Annotated in this window: 15 protein-coding genes; 11 read left to right on the top strand and 4 right to left on the bottom strand. The window is 60.8% G+C overall.

Annotated features, from left to right (window positions below):
* Positions 1-25 precede the first annotated feature (25 nt).
* The 5 genes from J2X24_RS02015 (at position 26) to J2X24_RS02035 (ending at position 4,644) form a co-directional block, all read left to right on the top strand.
* Positions 26-1,426: a tropomyosin gene (locus J2X24_RS02015; RefSeq protein ID WP_209715806.1), complete on the top strand. Its 1,401-nt coding sequence runs from the start codon at positions 26-28 to the stop codon at positions 1,424-1,426.
* Between the two features lie 216 nt (positions 1,427-1,642).
* Positions 1,643-2,938 (top strand): hypothetical protein, encoded by a 1,296-nt coding sequence (locus J2X24_RS02020; protein WP_209715810.1) that lies wholly within the window; start codon positions 1,643-1,645, stop codon positions 2,936-2,938.
* An 80-nt stretch (positions 2,939-3,018) separates the two neighbouring features.
* On the top strand, positions 3,019-3,378 hold the full coding sequence (locus J2X24_RS02025; protein WP_209715813.1) for a hypothetical protein: 360 nt from the start codon (positions 3,019-3,021) through the stop codon (positions 3,376-3,378).
* 12 nt (positions 3,379-3,390) lie between these two features.
* Positions 3,391-4,107 (top strand): C39 family peptidase, encoded by a 717-nt coding sequence (locus J2X24_RS02030; RefSeq protein WP_209715816.1) that lies wholly within the window; start codon positions 3,391-3,393, stop codon positions 4,105-4,107.
* Between the two features lie 3 nt (positions 4,108-4,110).
* Positions 4,111-4,644, top strand: coding sequence for a hypothetical protein (locus tag J2X24_RS02035; protein ID WP_209715819.1), 534 nt, complete (start codon positions 4,111-4,113; stop codon positions 4,642-4,644).
* Between the two features lie 74 nt (positions 4,645-4,718).
* On the opposite strand, the gene ctrA is transcribed toward J2X24_RS02035, so the two are convergent.
* On the bottom strand, positions 4,719-5,420 hold the full coding sequence (gene ctrA, locus J2X24_RS02040; protein ID WP_209715822.1) for a response regulator transcription factor CtrA: 702 nt from the start codon (positions 5,418-5,420) through the stop codon (positions 4,719-4,721).
* A 646-nt stretch (positions 5,421-6,066) separates the two neighbouring features.
* Here ctrA and J2X24_RS02045 point away from each other — a divergent pair.
* A complete protein-coding gene (locus J2X24_RS02045; RefSeq protein WP_209715825.1) occupies positions 6,067-6,831 on the top strand; it encodes a response regulator in 765 nt (254 codons plus the stop codon).
* Positions 6,832-6,886: 55 nt separating this feature from the next.
* Here J2X24_RS02045 and J2X24_RS02050 read toward each other — a convergent pair whose 3' ends face one another.
* The gene (locus J2X24_RS02050; protein WP_209715828.1) at positions 6,887-8,839 is read right to left on the bottom strand and encodes a DUF2075 domain-containing protein; all 1,953 of its coding nucleotides are present in this window, start codon (positions 8,837-8,839) and stop codon (positions 6,887-6,889) included.
* A 104-nt stretch (positions 8,840-8,943) separates the two neighbouring features.
* Here J2X24_RS02050 and J2X24_RS02055 point away from each other — a divergent pair, with 104 nt between their 5' ends.
* From J2X24_RS02055 to J2X24_RS02065, 3 genes are all read left to right on the top strand, one after another.
* The gene (locus tag J2X24_RS02055) at positions 8,944-9,831 is read left to right on the top strand and encodes a CmcJ/NvfI family oxidoreductase (RefSeq protein ID WP_209715831.1); all 888 of its coding nucleotides are present in this window, start codon (positions 8,944-8,946) and stop codon (positions 9,829-9,831) included.
* A gap of 91 nt (positions 9,832-9,922) precedes the next feature.
* Positions 9,923-10,741 (top strand): bifunctional helix-turn-helix transcriptional regulator/GNAT family N-acetyltransferase, encoded by an 819-nt coding sequence (locus J2X24_RS02060; protein WP_310002374.1) that lies wholly within the window; start codon positions 9,923-9,925, stop codon positions 10,739-10,741.
* A 90-nt stretch (positions 10,742-10,831) separates the two neighbouring features.
* Positions 10,832-11,419 carry a hypothetical protein gene (locus tag J2X24_RS02065; protein ID WP_209715838.1) on the top strand — a complete coding sequence of 196 codons (588 nt, stop codon included), beginning with the start codon at positions 10,832-10,834 and terminating at the stop codon, positions 11,417-11,419.
* A gap of 42 nt (positions 11,420-11,461) precedes the next feature.
* Here J2X24_RS02065 and J2X24_RS02070 read toward each other — a convergent pair whose 3' ends face one another.
* Positions 11,462-11,668: a hypothetical protein gene (locus tag J2X24_RS02070; RefSeq protein WP_209715841.1), complete on the bottom strand. Its 207-nt coding sequence runs from the start codon at positions 11,666-11,668 to the stop codon at positions 11,462-11,464.
* Between the two features lie 269 nt (positions 11,669-11,937).
* Here J2X24_RS02070 and J2X24_RS02075 point away from each other — a divergent pair, with 269 nt between their 5' ends.
* On the top strand, positions 11,938-12,837 hold the full coding sequence (locus J2X24_RS02075; RefSeq protein WP_209715844.1) for a peptidylprolyl isomerase: 900 nt from the start codon (positions 11,938-11,940) through the stop codon (positions 12,835-12,837).
* Positions 12,838-12,932: 95 nt separating this feature from the next.
* The gene (locus J2X24_RS02080; RefSeq protein ID WP_209715846.1) at positions 12,933-14,405 is read left to right on the top strand and encodes a methyl-accepting chemotaxis protein; all 1,473 of its coding nucleotides are present in this window, start codon (positions 12,933-12,935) and stop codon (positions 14,403-14,405) included.
* Between the two features lie 139 nt (positions 14,406-14,544).
* On the opposite strand, the gene J2X24_RS02085 is transcribed toward J2X24_RS02080, so the two are convergent.
* Positions 14,545-16,182 (bottom strand): long-chain fatty acid--CoA ligase, encoded by a 1,638-nt coding sequence (locus J2X24_RS02085; RefSeq protein ID WP_245344362.1) that lies wholly within the window; start codon positions 16,180-16,182, stop codon positions 14,545-14,547.
* Between the last annotated feature and the right edge of the window lie 57 nt (positions 16,183-16,239).

Consider the following 16,239-nt stretch of genomic DNA (forward strand, 5'->3'; position numbering starts at 1 on the left):
CATTTCTTTATCCCAGGATCCCCGCATGACCCGCCACTTCACCTTCCGCCCGTCGCTGCTGGCCCTGACGGCCGGGCTTGGCCTGATCAGCCTCGCCTCCCCCGCCATGGCGGACGAGGCCGACGGCAAGCGGCTGGAGCGAATCGAACAGATGATGCGTCAGTATGAAGAGCGGCTGGCGGCGCAGGAAAAGAGGCTGGCCGAGCAGGAAGCGCGTCTGAAAAGCCAGGAGACCGAACTGGTCGCCCTGCGTTCACGCACCGCCGCGCCGCAGCTGGCCGGAAGCGATCCGCGCACCACGCGCGAAAAGCTGCGCGACCGCGTGCTGGCCTACACCAATGGCGGCTCGCCCGAAGACCCCGTGCTTGGCAGCGGCAGCGCCAATGCGGCGTTGGCCACGGTGCGCGCCGGGTCAGGCGGCTATGCCACAGCGTTGGCCGGCGCCATGCAGGTCGAACCCGTGACCGGTAATACGCCACAGCGCCCGGTCGGTGAAGCGCCGCCGCCGGAACGAAAGGTCGAGGTCACCGCCCTGCCCGAACGCGTCGGCGTGCTGACACCACGCGGCAAGTTCGTTATGACGCCGTCCTTCGAATATGTCCGCTCCAGTTCCAACCGTCTGGTCTTCCGCGGGGTCGAAATCGTACCGGGCATCCAGTTGGGTGTGATCGAGGCCAATGACGCAGACCGCGATTCAGCCGTAGGCGCGATAGGCCTGCGCTACGGCCTGACTCGCCGCTTTGAAATCGAAGGCCGCATTCCCTATGTCTATCGCCACGACCGCGTAACGACCGTCGCCCAGCGCGATGAGACGATTTCGCGCACCATCGAACTCGACGGCCAGGGCGCCGGCGATGTCGAAATCTCGGCACGTTACCAGATCAACGAGGTCAGGCCCGGCAAGCCGATTTTCGTCGCCAATGCGCGATATAAGCCGGCTACGGGCTTGGGCCCCTACGACGTCGGCTACGACGAATTCGGCGTGGCGAAGGAATTGTCGACCGGTTCAGGCTTCGACGCCATCGAAGGCGGCGTGACCATGCTGTATCCGACAGACCCGGCCGTCATTTTCGCGTCCTTAAGCTACCTGCACAACCTGCCCAAGGACATCGACAAGGAGATCGGTGATGCCATGATCGGCCGCGTCGAGCCCGGCGACTCGATTGGCGCGTCCCTGGGCTTTGGCCTGTCGCTCAATCCGCGCTTCTCCGTGTCTTTCGGCTACAGCCACAACTACATCTTCCCGACCAAGACCGAGATCGGCTCGACGTGGCAGGAATCGAACAGCCTCCAGGTCGGCTCGATCCTGATGGGCTGGTCGTTCCGCCTGACCGAAAAGCTGACCCTGTCCAACAATTTTCAGTTCGGCGTAACCTCCGACGCCCCCGGTATGCAGGCGGTGTTCAGCCTGCCGGTCCGATTTTAAGCACAAAGCGTAAAGAGGCCGGGGAACATTACTGCTTTTTTATAAACCAGATTATACAAATGAGATCGCAATTCTTTATGCGCATGATTTGCGTCCATTTTTCAAGAAATAAAATTAGTAAAAATATTTTTAAAAGCATGCAACCAAAGTCTAGTTCTAGAGATTGTACTTCCGGGAGGACATCCCTCCGAACTCAAATCTCAAAGGTAGACTGAAATGACCGCAAAGAATATGACGTTACTGGCCTCTGTATCGGCCATGGCTCTGGGCCTGACGCTGGCCGGTGGCGCGATGGCGCAGGACATTACCGACAGCTACAACAACAATTCGACCAACACCGAAAACCAGGACGGGTCGGTGCACAACTCGAACAACGACCTTTCGGACGCTTCGACGCACAACTCTAACAACGATAACTCGACCACGGACAACTCGACCTGGGCCGACAATTCCGACAATTCGACCAGCGACGCCTCAACGCATAACTCGAACAACGACAATTCGATGAGCGATGCTTCGACCCACAATTCGAACAACGACAGCTCCACGACCGACAATTCGACCTGGGCCGACAACAGCGACAACTCGACCCACGATGCTTCGGACAACTCGACGACCGACAATTCGGATAACTCGAACAACTCCGATAACTCGACGCACGACTCGTCCAACAACTCGACCTGGGCTGACAACTCGAACAATTCGGATAATTCGACGCACGACGCATCGGATAACAGCACCACCGACAACTCGACCTGGGCTGACAATTCCGACAACTCCACGACCGACAATTCGGACAACTCGAACAACTCCGACAACTCGACGCACGATGCCTCGGACAACTCGAACAATTCTGACAACTCGACGCACGATGCGTCGGACAACAGCACCACCGACAACTCGACCTGGGCTGACAATTCCGACAACTCCACGACCGACAATTCGGACAACTCGACCAGCGACAGCTCGACTCACAACTCGAACAACACCGACAGCTCCGATAACTCGACCACGGACAATTCGGACAACTCGAACAACAGCGACAATTCGACGACCGACAATTCCGACAATTCGAACAATTCGACAAACGACTCGAACAACAACAGCTCGATGAATGACTCGAACAACGACAACTCGGACAACTCGGACAACTCGACGCACAATTCGAACAACAACAACTCGGTCAACGACTCCAACAACGACAGCTCCAGCTGGAGCCAGTCGGATTCGGGCAACAACAATTCGGTCAACGACTCGAATAACGACTCGTCAGTCACCTATACCAGCCTGAACACCCAGCAACTGGAAGCCTCGGTCAGCGGCGTCGGCATCGATCAATCGACCGACCAGGACAATGACGGCCAGGTCAACACCGGCGCCATCGACACCGACGGCGGCTCCTATGCCAACTTCGCCGGCATCCAGACCGCCAGCAACAACACCGGCATCGGTTCGGTCAACCAGGTGGCGACGGCTGTTTCGGCCAACGCCAACATCAGCTTCGGTCAATAAGACCTGAGACTGCCAACTCCGGGCCGGCCAGGCAGCCGGCCCGGGTCTGGTTTTTCCGGGAATGAACAAGGGATATCTCAATGATTACGCTTTTCCCGGCCGCTCTGCTGGCCGCCGCATTGGTCACCGCACCGCCGGCAATCGAGACACCTGCGGCCGAAAGTTCTGAAACGCCCATGGCTATTGAAGATCTGGACGCCACCGCCGCGCAGGGCGTCGAGATCAACACCATTTCCGACCAGGACCTGAACGCCGTCAACAGCGGCAACACCATCGTCGCCAATACGCTTACCAATGGCGACATCTCGTTCTCAGCCGGAGCGCTCAGCGGCTTCAGCGGCGTCGGCAACTTCGTCACCAATACCGGCAACAATTCGAACCTGCAGGGCAGCATCAGCGTCACCATCACCAACAGCGCCGATCTTCCGTCCCTGCCCTAAGTTCCGAAGAACATGAAATTAGGTCCGCTCGTCATCACCGCCCTGTTATTCACCTGCGCGCCGTGCGCTGTCCAGGCACAGGCAATGCTTGCCGACGGCGGCATCCACTTCAACGTGCCCGTCGTCAGCATGGCGGACATTCCCTTCCGCACCGTCGTCCGCCAGCAATACGACTATAGTTGCGGCTCGGCGGCGCTGGCGACCCTGCTCCATTATCACTATGACCTGCCGGTCACCGAAGGCGAAGTCTTCAAGGCCATGTACGCCGTCGGCGACAAGGACCGCATCCGCAAGGTCGGCTTCTCGCTTCTGGATATCAAGAAATATCTGGCGAGCCATGGCCTCGAGGCCGATGGCTACCGCGCCACCTTCGAACAGCTGGCCAAGGTCAACCGTCCGGCCATAGCCGTTGTCACAGTCGGCACCTATCGCCACTTCGTCGTCATCAAGGGCGTGCGCGACGGCCGCGTCCTGGTCGGAGATCCGGCCCTGGGCCTGAAGACCTATACCAAGGCCGAATTCGCCGCCATGTGGAACGGCGTCATCTTCGCCGTTCACGCGTCGAACAGGACGAAGGCCGCCTATAACCGTGACGAAGAGTGGACGCCCTACGCCATCGCGCCGCTGGGCAGCCCGTTGACCGACGATTCGCTGTCGGGATTCACACGCGAACTGCCACCGATCTACCAGGTGTCGGTGGCGATCGACGGCTCCATCGGCAGGAATTGACACATGAAATACGCCGCACTCTGCCTGATTGCCCTTCTCACCACCTCCCCCGCCCTGGCGCAGGACGGCCCACCTCTGGCGACCGAAGAACTGGAACGCGAAGTTGGAGGCTTCCAGACACCTTCGGGCCTTGAGGTCGGCTTCGGCGCCGAGGTCCGCACCTATGTCGACGGGCAGCTGGCGCTGCAGACCCACCTGACGTGGACGGACCAGGGCGCGGTCCAGACGACCACGGCCGCCAATGGCGCCGACCTGTCGGACGCCGCCGGCGCCGGCATCCATATCGATGGCGCGCCGGGTACAGGCCTTTTCCTGCCGGGCGACAATGGCGGGACGGTGGTGCTGCACGGCCTGGACAGCGACCAGATCTCGGGCCTGATCTTCAACACGGCCGACAATCGCGACATCCGCCAGGAGGTCAATGTCACGCTGAACGTGCCGGACCTGACCCAGTTCCAGAAGGACGTCGCCGGCCAGCAGCTCGACCTGCGGCTTCAGGAAACGATCGGCCGCGCGCTCGAAAATACTCTGCGATAAGGACGACCAGACGCAAAAACGCCTGCCGCGAGGAGGGCGGCAGGCGTTTTCTTGTCTTCTAATCGGGCTGCGCTTTACGCGGCGACAGTGCCCGACTGATCGTGCGGGTCGCGCAGGACGTAGCCGCGGCCCCAGACGGTTTCAATATAGTGGTTGCCGTCGGCGGCGACTGCCAGCTTCTTGCGCAGCTTGCAGATGAACACGTCGATGATCTTCAGTTCGGGCTCGTCCATACCGCCGTACAGGTGGTTCAGGAACATTTCCTTGGTGAGCGTCGTGCCCTTGCGGAGCGACAGCAGCTCCAGCATTTCGTATTCCTTGCCCGTCAAGTGGACACGGTTGCCGGAGACTTCGACGGTCTTGGCGTCCAGGTTGACGACGATGTCGCCGGTGCGGATGACCGACTGGGCGTGGCCCTTCGAACGGCGGACAACGGCGTGGATACGGGCGATCAGCTCGTCCTTGTGGAACGGCTTGGTCATATAGTCGTCGGCGCCGCCGCCGAGTGTCTTGACCTTGGTTTCGATTTCGGCGGTGCCCGACAGGATCATCACAGGCGTGTTGACCTTGCCGACGCGCAGCTGACGCAGGACTTCGAGGCCCGACATGTCGGGCAGCGACAGGTCGAGCAGGATGAGGTCGTAATCGTAGATCTTGCCCAGATCGACGCCTTCCTCGCCCAGGTCGGTGGTGTAAACGTTGAAGCCTTCCGACTTGAGCATCAGCTCGATGCTCTGAGCGGTGGCGCTGTCGTCTTCAATCAGCAGTACGCGCATATAAGCCCCTCCCGGCTTGTGGGAACAGATCGGCCCAGGCGGGATGCCTGTCCTGTTAACTTTCATGCTAAACAGGAAATCCCTACAGATTCGTTAAGCTTAACACCTCCCCTCGGGTAAGGTGATTTGCGAATCGGGAGCAAGAGTCCGGAGTCAAGAAAATAGACAGTTCACAGATTTTTTACGGCCATTTTTTGGCAATGAATCTTTTAAATCACACACTTAGACGTGACGACTCAGGCGAAAAATCCTGTGCGTAAATCGCCAAACAGGCGAAAAACGGAACCCTTTCTACCCGAAATGTGCCGTTAACATGTGAAAAAAACCGCCACTTTTGAGTCATAAATATTGCCAAAAATGTATAAGAGACCCTGAAGGCCGACACTCAAGACCTTAAGCCCATATACGCGGCTACCGCAGAACAATGGGCGCAACCGTTTTCAAACGAAATGTTTGCATAGGTCAAAAGTGCACAAATGCACTCAACTGGAAGTTTTTTCAGATAACGCTCAAGAATAGACCGAGCAACCGGCGCGCGTTGAAATGATATCCTTCACCTTGATGGCCGCCAAACCAATTGAACCAATTCATCAATTTTCAAGACTCGATTCGTACTCTTGCTCTCAAATATAAGGAGCGGACCGCCATGAGTAAGAGTACCGCGTTGATTATCGAAGATAGTCAAACCCAGGGAGAATTTATTGGCCGCATGCTGGCGCGCGAGGAATGGAATTACGTCCTCTGCAAGGAGATCAAGGCCGCACGCGATCTTTTGAAGTACGAAAAGGTCCAGTTGATGCTGATCGACATCTACCTGGCCGAAGAAACCAGCCTGCCGCACCTGCCGGCCTTGCGCGAAGCCGCGCCATCGACGCCGATCGCCGTCATGAGCGCCGGCACCAAGGACGAAGACGTCGCCATGGCGCTGAACGCAGCGCGCAATGCCGGCGCGGACTTCGTGCTGAGAAAGCCGTTCAATCCGGATCAGATCCGCCCCATCCTGACCAGCGCCCGCATCGAACAGACGCGCGGCGGCCGTCGCAAGCACGCCCTGGTCGTCGACGACTGCCGCTTCGTGCGCCATCACACGATCGACGTGCTCGACAAGGCCGGCTATCGCACCAGCGAAGCCAAGACGATGGAAGAGGCGTTCAAGAACATCGACATCGCCCACGTTGACCTGGTCGTCAGCGACATCTTCATGCCCGGCATGGGCGGCATCGAAGGCATCAAGCGCATCAAGACGACCTGGCCGAGGGTCAAGGTCATCGCCATGTCGGCCGGGCTCGAGATGCGCCTGCCGACCGAAAAGGCATTGCTGGCCGCGAAGGTGGTCGGCGCCGACGGACAGTTGCCCAAGCCATTCGACGACGGCGTGCTGACAAACATGGCCGGGTCGCTGCTCCGTTAAACAAGCGCTTTCCAAAAAGTGTGAAGCGGTTTTTGGACAGAAAGCGCGCCAAAAATCAGACTAGCGGGGTAAAGCCGCAGTCAATGAGATAGTCGTAGGTGCCGTCGTAATAGTCCGGCGGGCGCGTGGCGTCGGCGGCGTCGCCCTTCGGCACGAAAACGGTCATACCCTGGCGCGCGCGGGTCAGGATGACGCGATAGGCGTTACGCAGATACAGCCGACGGAAGCGATCATTGATCGCCTGCCAGCGCGTACCTTTGAAATTCCAGCTCTGCCAGCCGTCATTGTAACGCAGGTCGGCATCCCAACAGACGGCAGCATAATCGAGCTCAAGCCCCTGGACATCGAACTCGCTGGCGACCTCCTCCATATAGAAAGACGAGCGGACGTCGTTGCGGTCATTAAGGAACCAATTGGCCGGGTCGATGCCCGCCTTGACGTGTAGGCCTTCCGGCCGTAGGCGATGCGCGCCTGACGATGCTACCAGCCCATAGCGTTCCGAGCCGCGCGCCGTTGTCCTCAGCCAGTCTTTCGCGGCCCTGAGATCGCGCGTCACAAACAGCGGATATTGGTTCAGTTGCATCGATGCCGCTTTTGCCGCCTCCACATCACCGTTCAGCACATGCGCAATAAATGCCGACAGCGTTTCGGCGCGGAAGGACCGCATCGACACGCTCAGGTGCAGATCTTCGTTCAAACTGACATGCGATTGTTCAATAAAGATGCGGGCATCGGCATTGAGGTCATAGTCCGGCTGGACGATCTGCGCCGAGGCATGGACCCGCCAGTGCGGGAAGCGGTCGCGGATCGCCGCCATCCATTCCGACAGGCCGGCCTCACCGGTATTGATCTCCTGGCCGCCGCCGATCAGGCAGACCACCGTGCACCAGTCGGGGTGGCGATCCATGACGCTGAGCAGGAATTCCGGCTCGGACATGTCGAAATCGGCCACGCCCTTCTTGCGCTGCATGAAGCTCGACGCCTGCGCCCGCGTCCAGGCGCGCTGGGCCTCGTCGAAGACGACGACGTGATCGGACGGCGCGGCCTGGCTGCGCGTCGCGTATTCGTCGCGAAATTCGTGGATGTTCTGGATGAAGGCGCGCACCTTGCTGTGGGCGAAGGCCCGCGACACGTCTTCCCGCGCGGCCTGATCGCGTGCCAGCGCCTGTTGCAGCACCTGGATCAGCGGACCATTGCCGGTCAGGTAGGTAGCGTGGGCGGTCCGGTCCTCGCTGCGCTTGGTGGCGACATTCAGCCCGGCCAGGGTCTTGCCGGCACCCGGCACGCCGGTGATAAAGCAGATCGCCTTCCAACCATTCGCCCGCGCATCATCGATCACCTGTCCGATGGCCGCCTCGGTCCGCGTCAGGTTGATAGCGCCGGCGTCGCGACGCGTGATCTCCTCGACATTATGATTGGCGTAAAGCGCCTGCGCCGCCTGGATGATGGTCGGGGTCGGCCGATAGCCGCTAGCGGCCCAGGCGGCCGCGTCCATCTGGATATGACGATGATAGGCGCTGGCCATGCGAATAATGTCGGCCAGGTCGATGACGCTCGACAGCACGGGCCTGGCTACCTGCGCCAGCGCCATTTCCAGCTGCACAGCGCGCGCCGCCGGCGCCTTGGTCGGCACCAGGACGGGAATGATCGACAGGGCGTGGCTACCCTCGTGGAAATTCTTGAGGTCGAGCGCATAGTCTTCGACCTGCTCGATGGCGTGGCGATCGAAGGTTTCGGCCCCAACCTTGAACTCGATGACGAAGATGCAATCGCCGATGACCAGCACGGCATCTGCGCGTTTGCCCATGCGCGGGATCGAAAACTCAAACGCCAGCGTGTAGGCGTCGATTGCCGCCAAGGCGTTGCGCATGATGCGAATCTGCTGAAGCCACGCGCTCTTCTGCTCGATCTCGAGCGCGAAATTATGCCGGCGTGTCAGCTCGCCCAGAATATGGTCGTCAGTGTCGCTTTCGAACCTGGCGCGATCGGCTGTGTAATAGGCGCGCATTATCCCTCCCCGCAGCCCACAGGTGTGCCAGGTCAGCAGCGGGTGCGCAAGCCGCCTTGCCGAAAGGCATATCCATGCCAATCTTGGACGGACAGGGAGGCCTCATGACCGTTACCACCACCTTGAACGGCTATATCCGCCGTGACCTAAAACCGGACGGACCGGTGCTGATCCGCATCAACGGCCCCGCCGGTCCTGACGCACCATGGGAGGCCGCGCCGCCCGTCGACATTCGCGATGCCCGGCCGCCGCAGGCAGGCGCGAGCGAAGACGCGTTTCTGGAGGACCACGGCTTTGTCCTGCTGAAGCATCAGTCTGCCGTGAAGGACTGGGATTCAGGCGGCGCCACACCTTATGAGCAGAACGAGATCGCGCGCATCTACATGCCCGAAGTCGAGGCCATCATTCGTCAGCGCCTGCTGCCAGGCAAAGCGCTTGAAATCGAACAGGGCCCTTACATCGTCCGGCGTGGGCCCAGTACTAATGGCTACGCACAGGGCATACATAACGACTACGGTCTGACACCCGACGATTACCAGGAAAGCTTGGAAGCCTGGTCGACGCCGGAATATGCGGCAGCGTGGCGGCAGAGGTTCGACCGGCCGGAGGTCGCGGGCTTCGTGGTCATCAATTTCTGGCGAACGGTCTATATGGACGCGGCGTTGAAGCACATGCCGCTGGCCGTGTGCGATCCCCATACCGTCAAGAGAGAAGACAAGGTCCACGCAGCTCTCGTTGGCTTCGCCCCGACCGGCAAGAATACCAACCAGTTGTCGCTGCGATATTCGCCCGAACAGCAGTGGTGGTATTATCCCGACATGACGCCCGAAGAGGTCCTAGCCTTCAAGATCTTCGAATATATGAAGGACAGCCCGGATGCCGCGCCGGGCACCTGCTTTCACACCGCCTTTGCGGACCCAAACGCACCCGCCGATGCGCCGCCGCGCAACAGTTGCGAGCACCGCGTCGGAGTCGTCATCCTTCGAAATTGACGCGGCGAAATTATCTGACTAAAGTCAGAGAATGCAGACACAGATCCAGCAGGTGCGCCGCTTCAACCGTATCGTCTCGCAGCGCGCGGGCGTGCTCGACAGCTCGTATCTCGGCCAGGGCCGGCCCTTGGGCGAAGCGCGGCTGCTGTTCGAAATCTCGGACGACGGCTGCGATGTGCGAACATTGCGCGACCGATTGGGGCTCGATTCCGGCTATGTCAGCCGTCTGCTGCGGTCACTGGAGCGCGAGGGCCTGATACAGGTCGCGCCGTCGCAGGAAGACCGCCGCATGCGCCGCGCCGAATGGACCGCGGCCGGCCGCGAGACCGTGGCCACCTATGACCGCCTGTCCGACGACCGCGCCCAGGGCATTTTGGCGCCGCTTGATGCCGACCAACGCGACCGCCTGGTCTCCGCCATGGCGGAGGTCGAGCGCCTGCTGCGCGCGGCCGCGATCACCGTCACCGTCGAGCAACCGGACAGTCCCGCCGCCCTCGCCTGCCTCAAGGCCTACGGCGCCGGGCTGGCGGAGGTGTTCGAGGGCGGCTACGATGCTTCGAACGACGGCCCGCCGGACCACGATGATTACCGCCAGCCCAGGGGCGCCTTCCTGGTGGCCTGGTCGGAGGGCCTCGCGGTCGGCTGCGGCGCGTGGAAACGGCTGGATGCGACGACGGCTGAGATCAAGCGGCTGTGGACGGCCGGGGACGTGCGCGGACTGGGACTCGGCCGCCGACTGCTGCGCACGCTGGAGGATCTGGCGCGCGATGCCGGCATGACGCAGGTACAGCTCGACACCAACCGCGTGCTTGGCGCCGCCCAGGCGCTTTACCGTTCCGAGGGCTACAAGGAAATACCGCGTTATAACGACAGCCCCTACGCCCACATGTGGTTTCGCAAAGACCTTTAGCGCCAAATTTACCCCTGCCTCCCGCCCTTGGCATGCCAATCTTACGGCCCAGGGCCTATGGTTTCGAACCGAATTTCGAAGGAGGCTCTTATGCCCAGACCCTATCAGACCGGCAGTGCCGGCGGCACCTCGATGACCGGCCATACCTACGAACCCCGGGTCACGCCCTGGAATCGCGAAGACGACGATTTCAATGTCACGGGTGGCCGATGGGCCAATAGCGAGCGTTATCGTAGCGGCCAGTACGGCCCCGATGAACGCCATCGCAACGAACGGGATCAGAACCGTTACCGCACGGACCGCGATCAGGACCCTTATTACCGCCGCGACCTGCAACCCAGCTACGGCGACCGCGACTACAACCGTTCACGCGACGAACGCGATCGTTATGACCGCGACAATGAACGCCGTGCCGAAAGCAACTACGGCCGTGATTACGATCATGACCGTTCGCGCTGGCGGAATTTCGGCAACCGCGACCGCGACGACTATCGCCCGCGTCAGTCGGATGAGCGCCGCTACGACGACAACCGCCGCTTCGATGACCGATATGAGGTCCGCGGCAGGTTCGACAAGGACTACAACCGCGATCATGACGACCGCCGTGATGATCGGGCCCGCGACCAGGATCATGACTATCGCGACGATCCATGGCGCAGCGCCTATCCGCGCCGTTAAATACAGACAAACAAACCCCGGCATACATGCCGGGGTTTGTTGTTAGCGAACGATGCCGGCGATGGTCGGCGTCGGAATATGCGCCTTCAGCGGCTTGCCTTCGCCGGTGTAATAGTAGCCGGCGACCTTGAAATGGTCGCCTTCCCGCTCGCACAGGAAGATGGGATTGTGGTGCCAGCGGACATCCAGGCGTACATACGCGCCTTCATACAGGTTTGGCTGAGTCTCAACGGCCTGGCTCTCGAACATATTCCCTTACCCCGCGTCCGAACACGAAAACAGACACCTGACGATAGGGTGCTTCGCGCCATCTGTCAGCAAATATGTTCACTCTATGTTCTCATGTCCACAGCTATTTTGCTTGCGCGGTTTCGCGGGCAGGATAGTCTCACGCGATACGTCTGGAGCATGATGCGTTTAAGTCGGACCGCTATCATGCTCCAGGTTTTTGTTTTATCGCGATATTCAGCCAAAAACCGCTGCACGCGTTTTGGCATATCGCTCTTACGGAGGGCAACATGGCGGCGTACGGCAAGGCAGGACTCATAAGCGGTTTGTTGATTACGGCGCTGGCCCTGACGGCGGCCGCCGAAGCGCCCAAACCCGCCCCCAGTCCCCAGGAGATTGTCGATGCCGCCCCGGCTTCGGCCTGGGCGACGATCAAGGCAGATGACCTGGTGGTGATGAAGCTGGCCGACGGCGCGGAGGTGATCTATCAGCTGGCGCCCGACTTCGCGCCCGTCCACGTCGCCAATATCCGCCAGCTTGTCCGCTCCGGCTATTTCGACGGCGCCTCAATCCTGCGTGTCCAGGATAACTATGTCGTCCAGTGGGGCCGCCCGGACGAGGACACCACCGAAGCCAAGGGCATCACTAAAACGCCGCCGGCCGAATACGAGGTCGCGGGCACACCGAAGACGTTCAGGGCGCTGCCGTGGCGCGACGCCTATGCGCCGAAGACCGGCCACATCGCCTCATGGCCGGCGGCGTCAGACGGCAGCGCGACCTGGCTGGTTCATTGCTACGGCATGATCGGCGTGGCGCGCGGCAATACGCCTGATACCGGCGACGCGACGCAGCTCTATACCATTATCGGCCACGCGCCGCGCCACCTCGACCGCAACCTGGCCGTCGTCGGGCGGATCGTTTCGGGCATGGACTTGCTGGCTGACCGGCCACGCGGCGGCGAGGCCCTGGGCTTCTACAAGACCGATCCCGAGCGCGTGAAGATCGTCTCGGCAAGGATGGCGTCCGACATCGGGGCGGGCGCGCCGTCGTGGCAGGTCATGGACACGGCCTCGCCGGCTTTCGATGCTTGGGTCAAGGCGCGCGCCAGCCGTTCAGGCGCATTCTTTGTCCGGCCGGCAAACGCGCTCGACATCTGCAATGCCCAGGCACCGCTCAGAAAAGCCCCATGATTTCAACCAAAAGTATATTTTTACCCTCATTTAACCCAGCGTTAACTGAAAAAAATCATCCTTTATGATGAGAGTACAGCGCAGGCGGGTAAATTATGTTTTTCAAGGCGATCAATACGGACGACAAGGCAATTATCACGGCATTGAATGCGTCCCAGGCCGTTATCGAATTCACCCCCACCGGCGATATTCTTACCGCCAACAGCAACTTTCTCAATACGGTTGGCTATAATCTCAACGATATTCAGGGGCGGCATCACAGTTTGTTTTGCGACCCCGAATACGCCAAGAGCGCGGCGTACCGCGACTTCTGGGCCGGCCTCGGGCACGGCGAATTCGCGTCAAACACCTTCAAGCGTTTCGGCAAGGATGGCCGGGTCATCTGGCTGCAGGCGACCTACAATCCGATTCGCGACGCGTCGGGCAAGGTGATCAAGGTCATCAAGTTTGCCTCTGACATCACCGAGAGCAAGCGGCGCGACATCGACTTCGCCGGCAAGGTCAATGCCATTTCACGCGCCCAGGCGGTGATCGAATTTTCACCCGACGGCATCGTGCTGACCGCGAACGACAATTTCCTGAACGCCGTGGGCTATACCCTGCCGGAAATCGTCGGGCGGCCGCACAGCCAGTTCTGCGAAAAGGCGCAAACCGAATCCGCCGAATACGCACGGTTCTGGGAGGCCTTGCGGCGCGGGGAGTTCCAGGCCGCCGAGTATCGCCGGCTCGGCAAGGGCGGGCGGGAAGTCTATATCCAGGCGACCTATAACCCGATCTTCGACGACACCGGCGCCGTCGTGAAGATCGTCAAGTTCGCGACCGACATTACCGAAGCCGTGCACAAGCGCCGTCGCGGTCTCGAACTGAACGCCGAACTGGGGTCTGTCGTGCATCGCATTACCGATGCGCACGAAAAGGCGTCGGTGGCGTCGACGGCCTCGACCGAAACCGGCGCCATTATCAACAGCGTCGCGGCGGCGGCGGAAGAACTGGCGCAGAGTGTCCGGGGCATATCCGACAGCATGGGCAATGCGCGCGAAAGCGTCGCCGGCGTCTTCAAGCATACGGAAACGGCCAATACGTCGGCGGAATCGCTCAACAAATCCGCGGCCGCCATGACGAACATCGTCACGCTGATCCAGGACATTGCCGGCCAGATCAATCTTCTCGCGCTCAATGCCACCATCGAATCGGCTCGGGCCGGTGAGGCTGGACGGGGCTTTGCCGTTGTGGCGTCCGAGGTGAAGAACCTGGCCAACCAGGCGGCCAATTCGACCAGGACCATTGCCGATGAGATTACCTCCATGCAGTCGGTCACCGAAGAGGTGGTGGGCACCCTGTCGCTGATCTCGACTTCCATGGACTCGGTGCTGGAAAATGTCAGCTCCGTCGCCGCGACGCTGGAACAGCAGACGGCCGCGACACATGAGATCACCGGCAACATGCAGGCGGCCGTCGTCGCGGTTGGTGAGATCAATGAGAGCCTCGACAATATCAGCCACACCTTCTCGGAAGTGGCGGAAGCGTCGGAAGCGGTGAAGCGTGAGATGGATCTGCTGAGCGCGTAACGGACACTGGCGCGTTACAGGGTTTGGGGCCTGCGGCCCCAAGACTTTCCATTCAAACAAAAATCCCGCCCTTTTAAGGGGCGGGATTTTTGTTTGAAAAGAAGGCTTTGTGGGGTCACGGACCCCACACCCCGAAACTCTACAGAGTCAGTTTCACCGCCTCCGGATGCACTTCCGCTCCGTACTGCTCACGCAGGGCCGCCTTCATCACCTTGCCAGTGCCTGTGTGGGGCAGCTCTTTCACGATGATCATGTCCTCGGGGATCCACCAGCTGGCGACGTGTGGCGCGATAAAAGCCTTCAGTTCCGGCCCGCTCAGCGTCTTGCCTTCGCGCAGCACGATCAGATAGCGCGGCCGTTCGCTCCACCGACTGTCGGCGCGAGCGATCACCGCCGCCTCCAGCACCGCCGGATGGCTCATGGCCACGTTCTCAAGCTCGATGGAGCTGATCCACTCGCCGCCCGACTTGATGACGTCTTTCGACCGGTCGACGATGTTCATGAAACCTTCGGCGTCGATCGTCGAAATGTCGCCGGTGCGGAACCAGCCATCCGCCGTGAACTGGCTGCGGTCGGCATTGTTATAATAGCCCGACGCGATCCACGGTCCGCGCACTTCCAGCTCGCCGCGCGACACGCCATCCCACGGCAAGGGCTTGCCGTCCGGCCCGCTGATCCGCATCTCGATGCCGAAGGGCGCCCGCCCCTGCTTGAGCTGCAACTTCATCCGCTCGGCCGGCGGAAGGCTGCCATGGTGATCCGACAACACGCTGATCGAGCCAAGCGGCGAGGTCTCGGTCATGCCCCATGCATGAACGGTCAGGGCTTTGTGGGCATTGAACCGCTCGATCAGGGTCTGCGGACACGCCGCGCCGCCGATGACGACGCGGCTCATCGGCGCGATCGACTGCCCGGCCTGGTCGGCGTGATTCAGCAGGTTCAGCCAGATGGTCGGCACCCCGGCGCCGATACTGACCTTTTCACCGTGAATGACCTCCAGCAGACCCGGCCCGTCCAGCCGCGGCCCCGGCAGGACCAGCTTGGCGCCGACCTGAGCCGCCGCATAGGGCACGCACCAGGCATTGACGTGGAACATCGGCACAACCGGCAGGACGCACTCACCCGGCGCGATGCCGAACAGGCCCGGCTGGTTGACGCCCATGGCGTGCAGCACGGTCGAACGGTGCGAATAGAGAACACCCTTTGGATTGCCTGTCGTCCCGGATGTGTAGCACATGCCCGACGCCATGCGCTCGTCGAACTGCGGCCAGTCATAAAGGTCACTTTCCGGGGCGAGCAGATCTTCGTAGCACAGCGCGTCCGGAAAACCTTCCGGCATGTGGGCGCGGTCGCACATGAAGACGACGCCGCGCAGTTGCGGCAGGTGCGGACGCAGTCCTTTGACCAGCGGCGCAAAGCACGCATCGGCGAACAGGTAACGCGACTGGGCGTCATTCAGGATGAAGACGAGCTGTTCGGGAAACAGGCGCGGATTGACCGTATGCAGGACCAGCCCGACGCCCGGCACGCCGAAATACATTTCGAAATGGCGGTGATTGTTCCACGCCAGGGTCGATATCCGATCGCCCGCCGTCACGTTCAGCCGCGACAGGGCGTTGGCCAGTTTGCGCGTCCGCTGGGCGGCCTCCGCATAGCCATAGCGGTTGAGGCTCGAATCCTCGTTGCGCGACACGATCTCCGTGTCGCGGTGATACTTCGCCGCATATTCCAGAATTCCGGAGATAAGCAGCGGCGCATCCATCATCAGGCCGTGCATGGCGTTTCCCTGTGTTTAAGCGCTCATGAGCGGCGCATTTTCGTTAACGGCAGGAAA

Source organism: Asticcacaulis solisilvae, assembly GCF_017875235.1.
Classification (GTDB): Bacteria; Pseudomonadota; Alphaproteobacteria; order Caulobacterales; family Caulobacteraceae; genus Asticcacaulis; species Asticcacaulis solisilvae_A.

Bases quoted from the DNA above. Each gene is read 5' to 3' on its own strand.
- J2X24_RS02085 (WP_245344362.1), bottom strand. From the start codon at position 16,182: ATGCACGGCCTGATGATGGATGCGCCGCTGCTTATCTCCGGAATTCTG.
- J2X24_RS02075 (WP_209715844.1), top strand. From the start codon at position 11,938: ATGGCGGCGTACGGCAAGGCAGGACTCATAAGCGGTTTGTTGATTACG.
- J2X24_RS02030 (WP_209715816.1), top strand. From the start codon at position 3,391: ATGAAATTAGGTCCGCTCGTCATCACCGCCCTGTTATTCACCTGCGCG.
- J2X24_RS02065 (WP_209715838.1), top strand. From the start codon at position 10,832: ATGCCCAGACCCTATCAGACCGGCAGTGCCGGCGGCACCTCGATGACC.
- J2X24_RS02080 (WP_209715846.1), top strand. From the start codon at position 12,933: ATGTTTTTCAAGGCGATCAATACGGACGACAAGGCAATTATCACGGCA.
- J2X24_RS02070 (WP_209715841.1), bottom strand. From the start codon at position 11,668: ATGTTCGAGAGCCAGGCCGTTGAGACTCAGCCAAACCTGTATGAAGGC.
- J2X24_RS02035 (WP_209715819.1), top strand. From the start codon at position 4,111: ATGAAATACGCCGCACTCTGCCTGATTGCCCTTCTCACCACCTCCCCC.
- J2X24_RS02050 (WP_209715828.1), bottom strand. From the start codon at position 8,839: ATGCGCGCCTATTACACAGCCGATCGCGCCAGGTTCGAAAGCGACACT.
- J2X24_RS02020 (WP_209715810.1), top strand. From the start codon at position 1,643: ATGACCGCAAAGAATATGACGTTACTGGCCTCTGTATCGGCCATGGCT.
- J2X24_RS02045 (WP_209715825.1), top strand. From the start codon at position 6,067: ATGAGTAAGAGTACCGCGTTGATTATCGAAGATAGTCAAACCCAGGGA.
- ctrA (WP_209715822.1), bottom strand. From the start codon at position 5,420: ATGCGCGTACTGCTGATTGAAGACGACAGCGCCACCGCTCAGAGCATC.
- J2X24_RS02025 (WP_209715813.1), top strand. From the start codon at position 3,019: ATGATTACGCTTTTCCCGGCCGCTCTGCTGGCCGCCGCATTGGTCACC.
- J2X24_RS02055 (WP_209715831.1), top strand. From the start codon at position 8,944: ATGACCGTTACCACCACCTTGAACGGCTATATCCGCCGTGACCTAAAA.
- J2X24_RS02015 (WP_209715806.1), top strand. From the start codon at position 26: ATGACCCGCCACTTCACCTTCCGCCCGTCGCTGCTGGCCCTGACGGCC.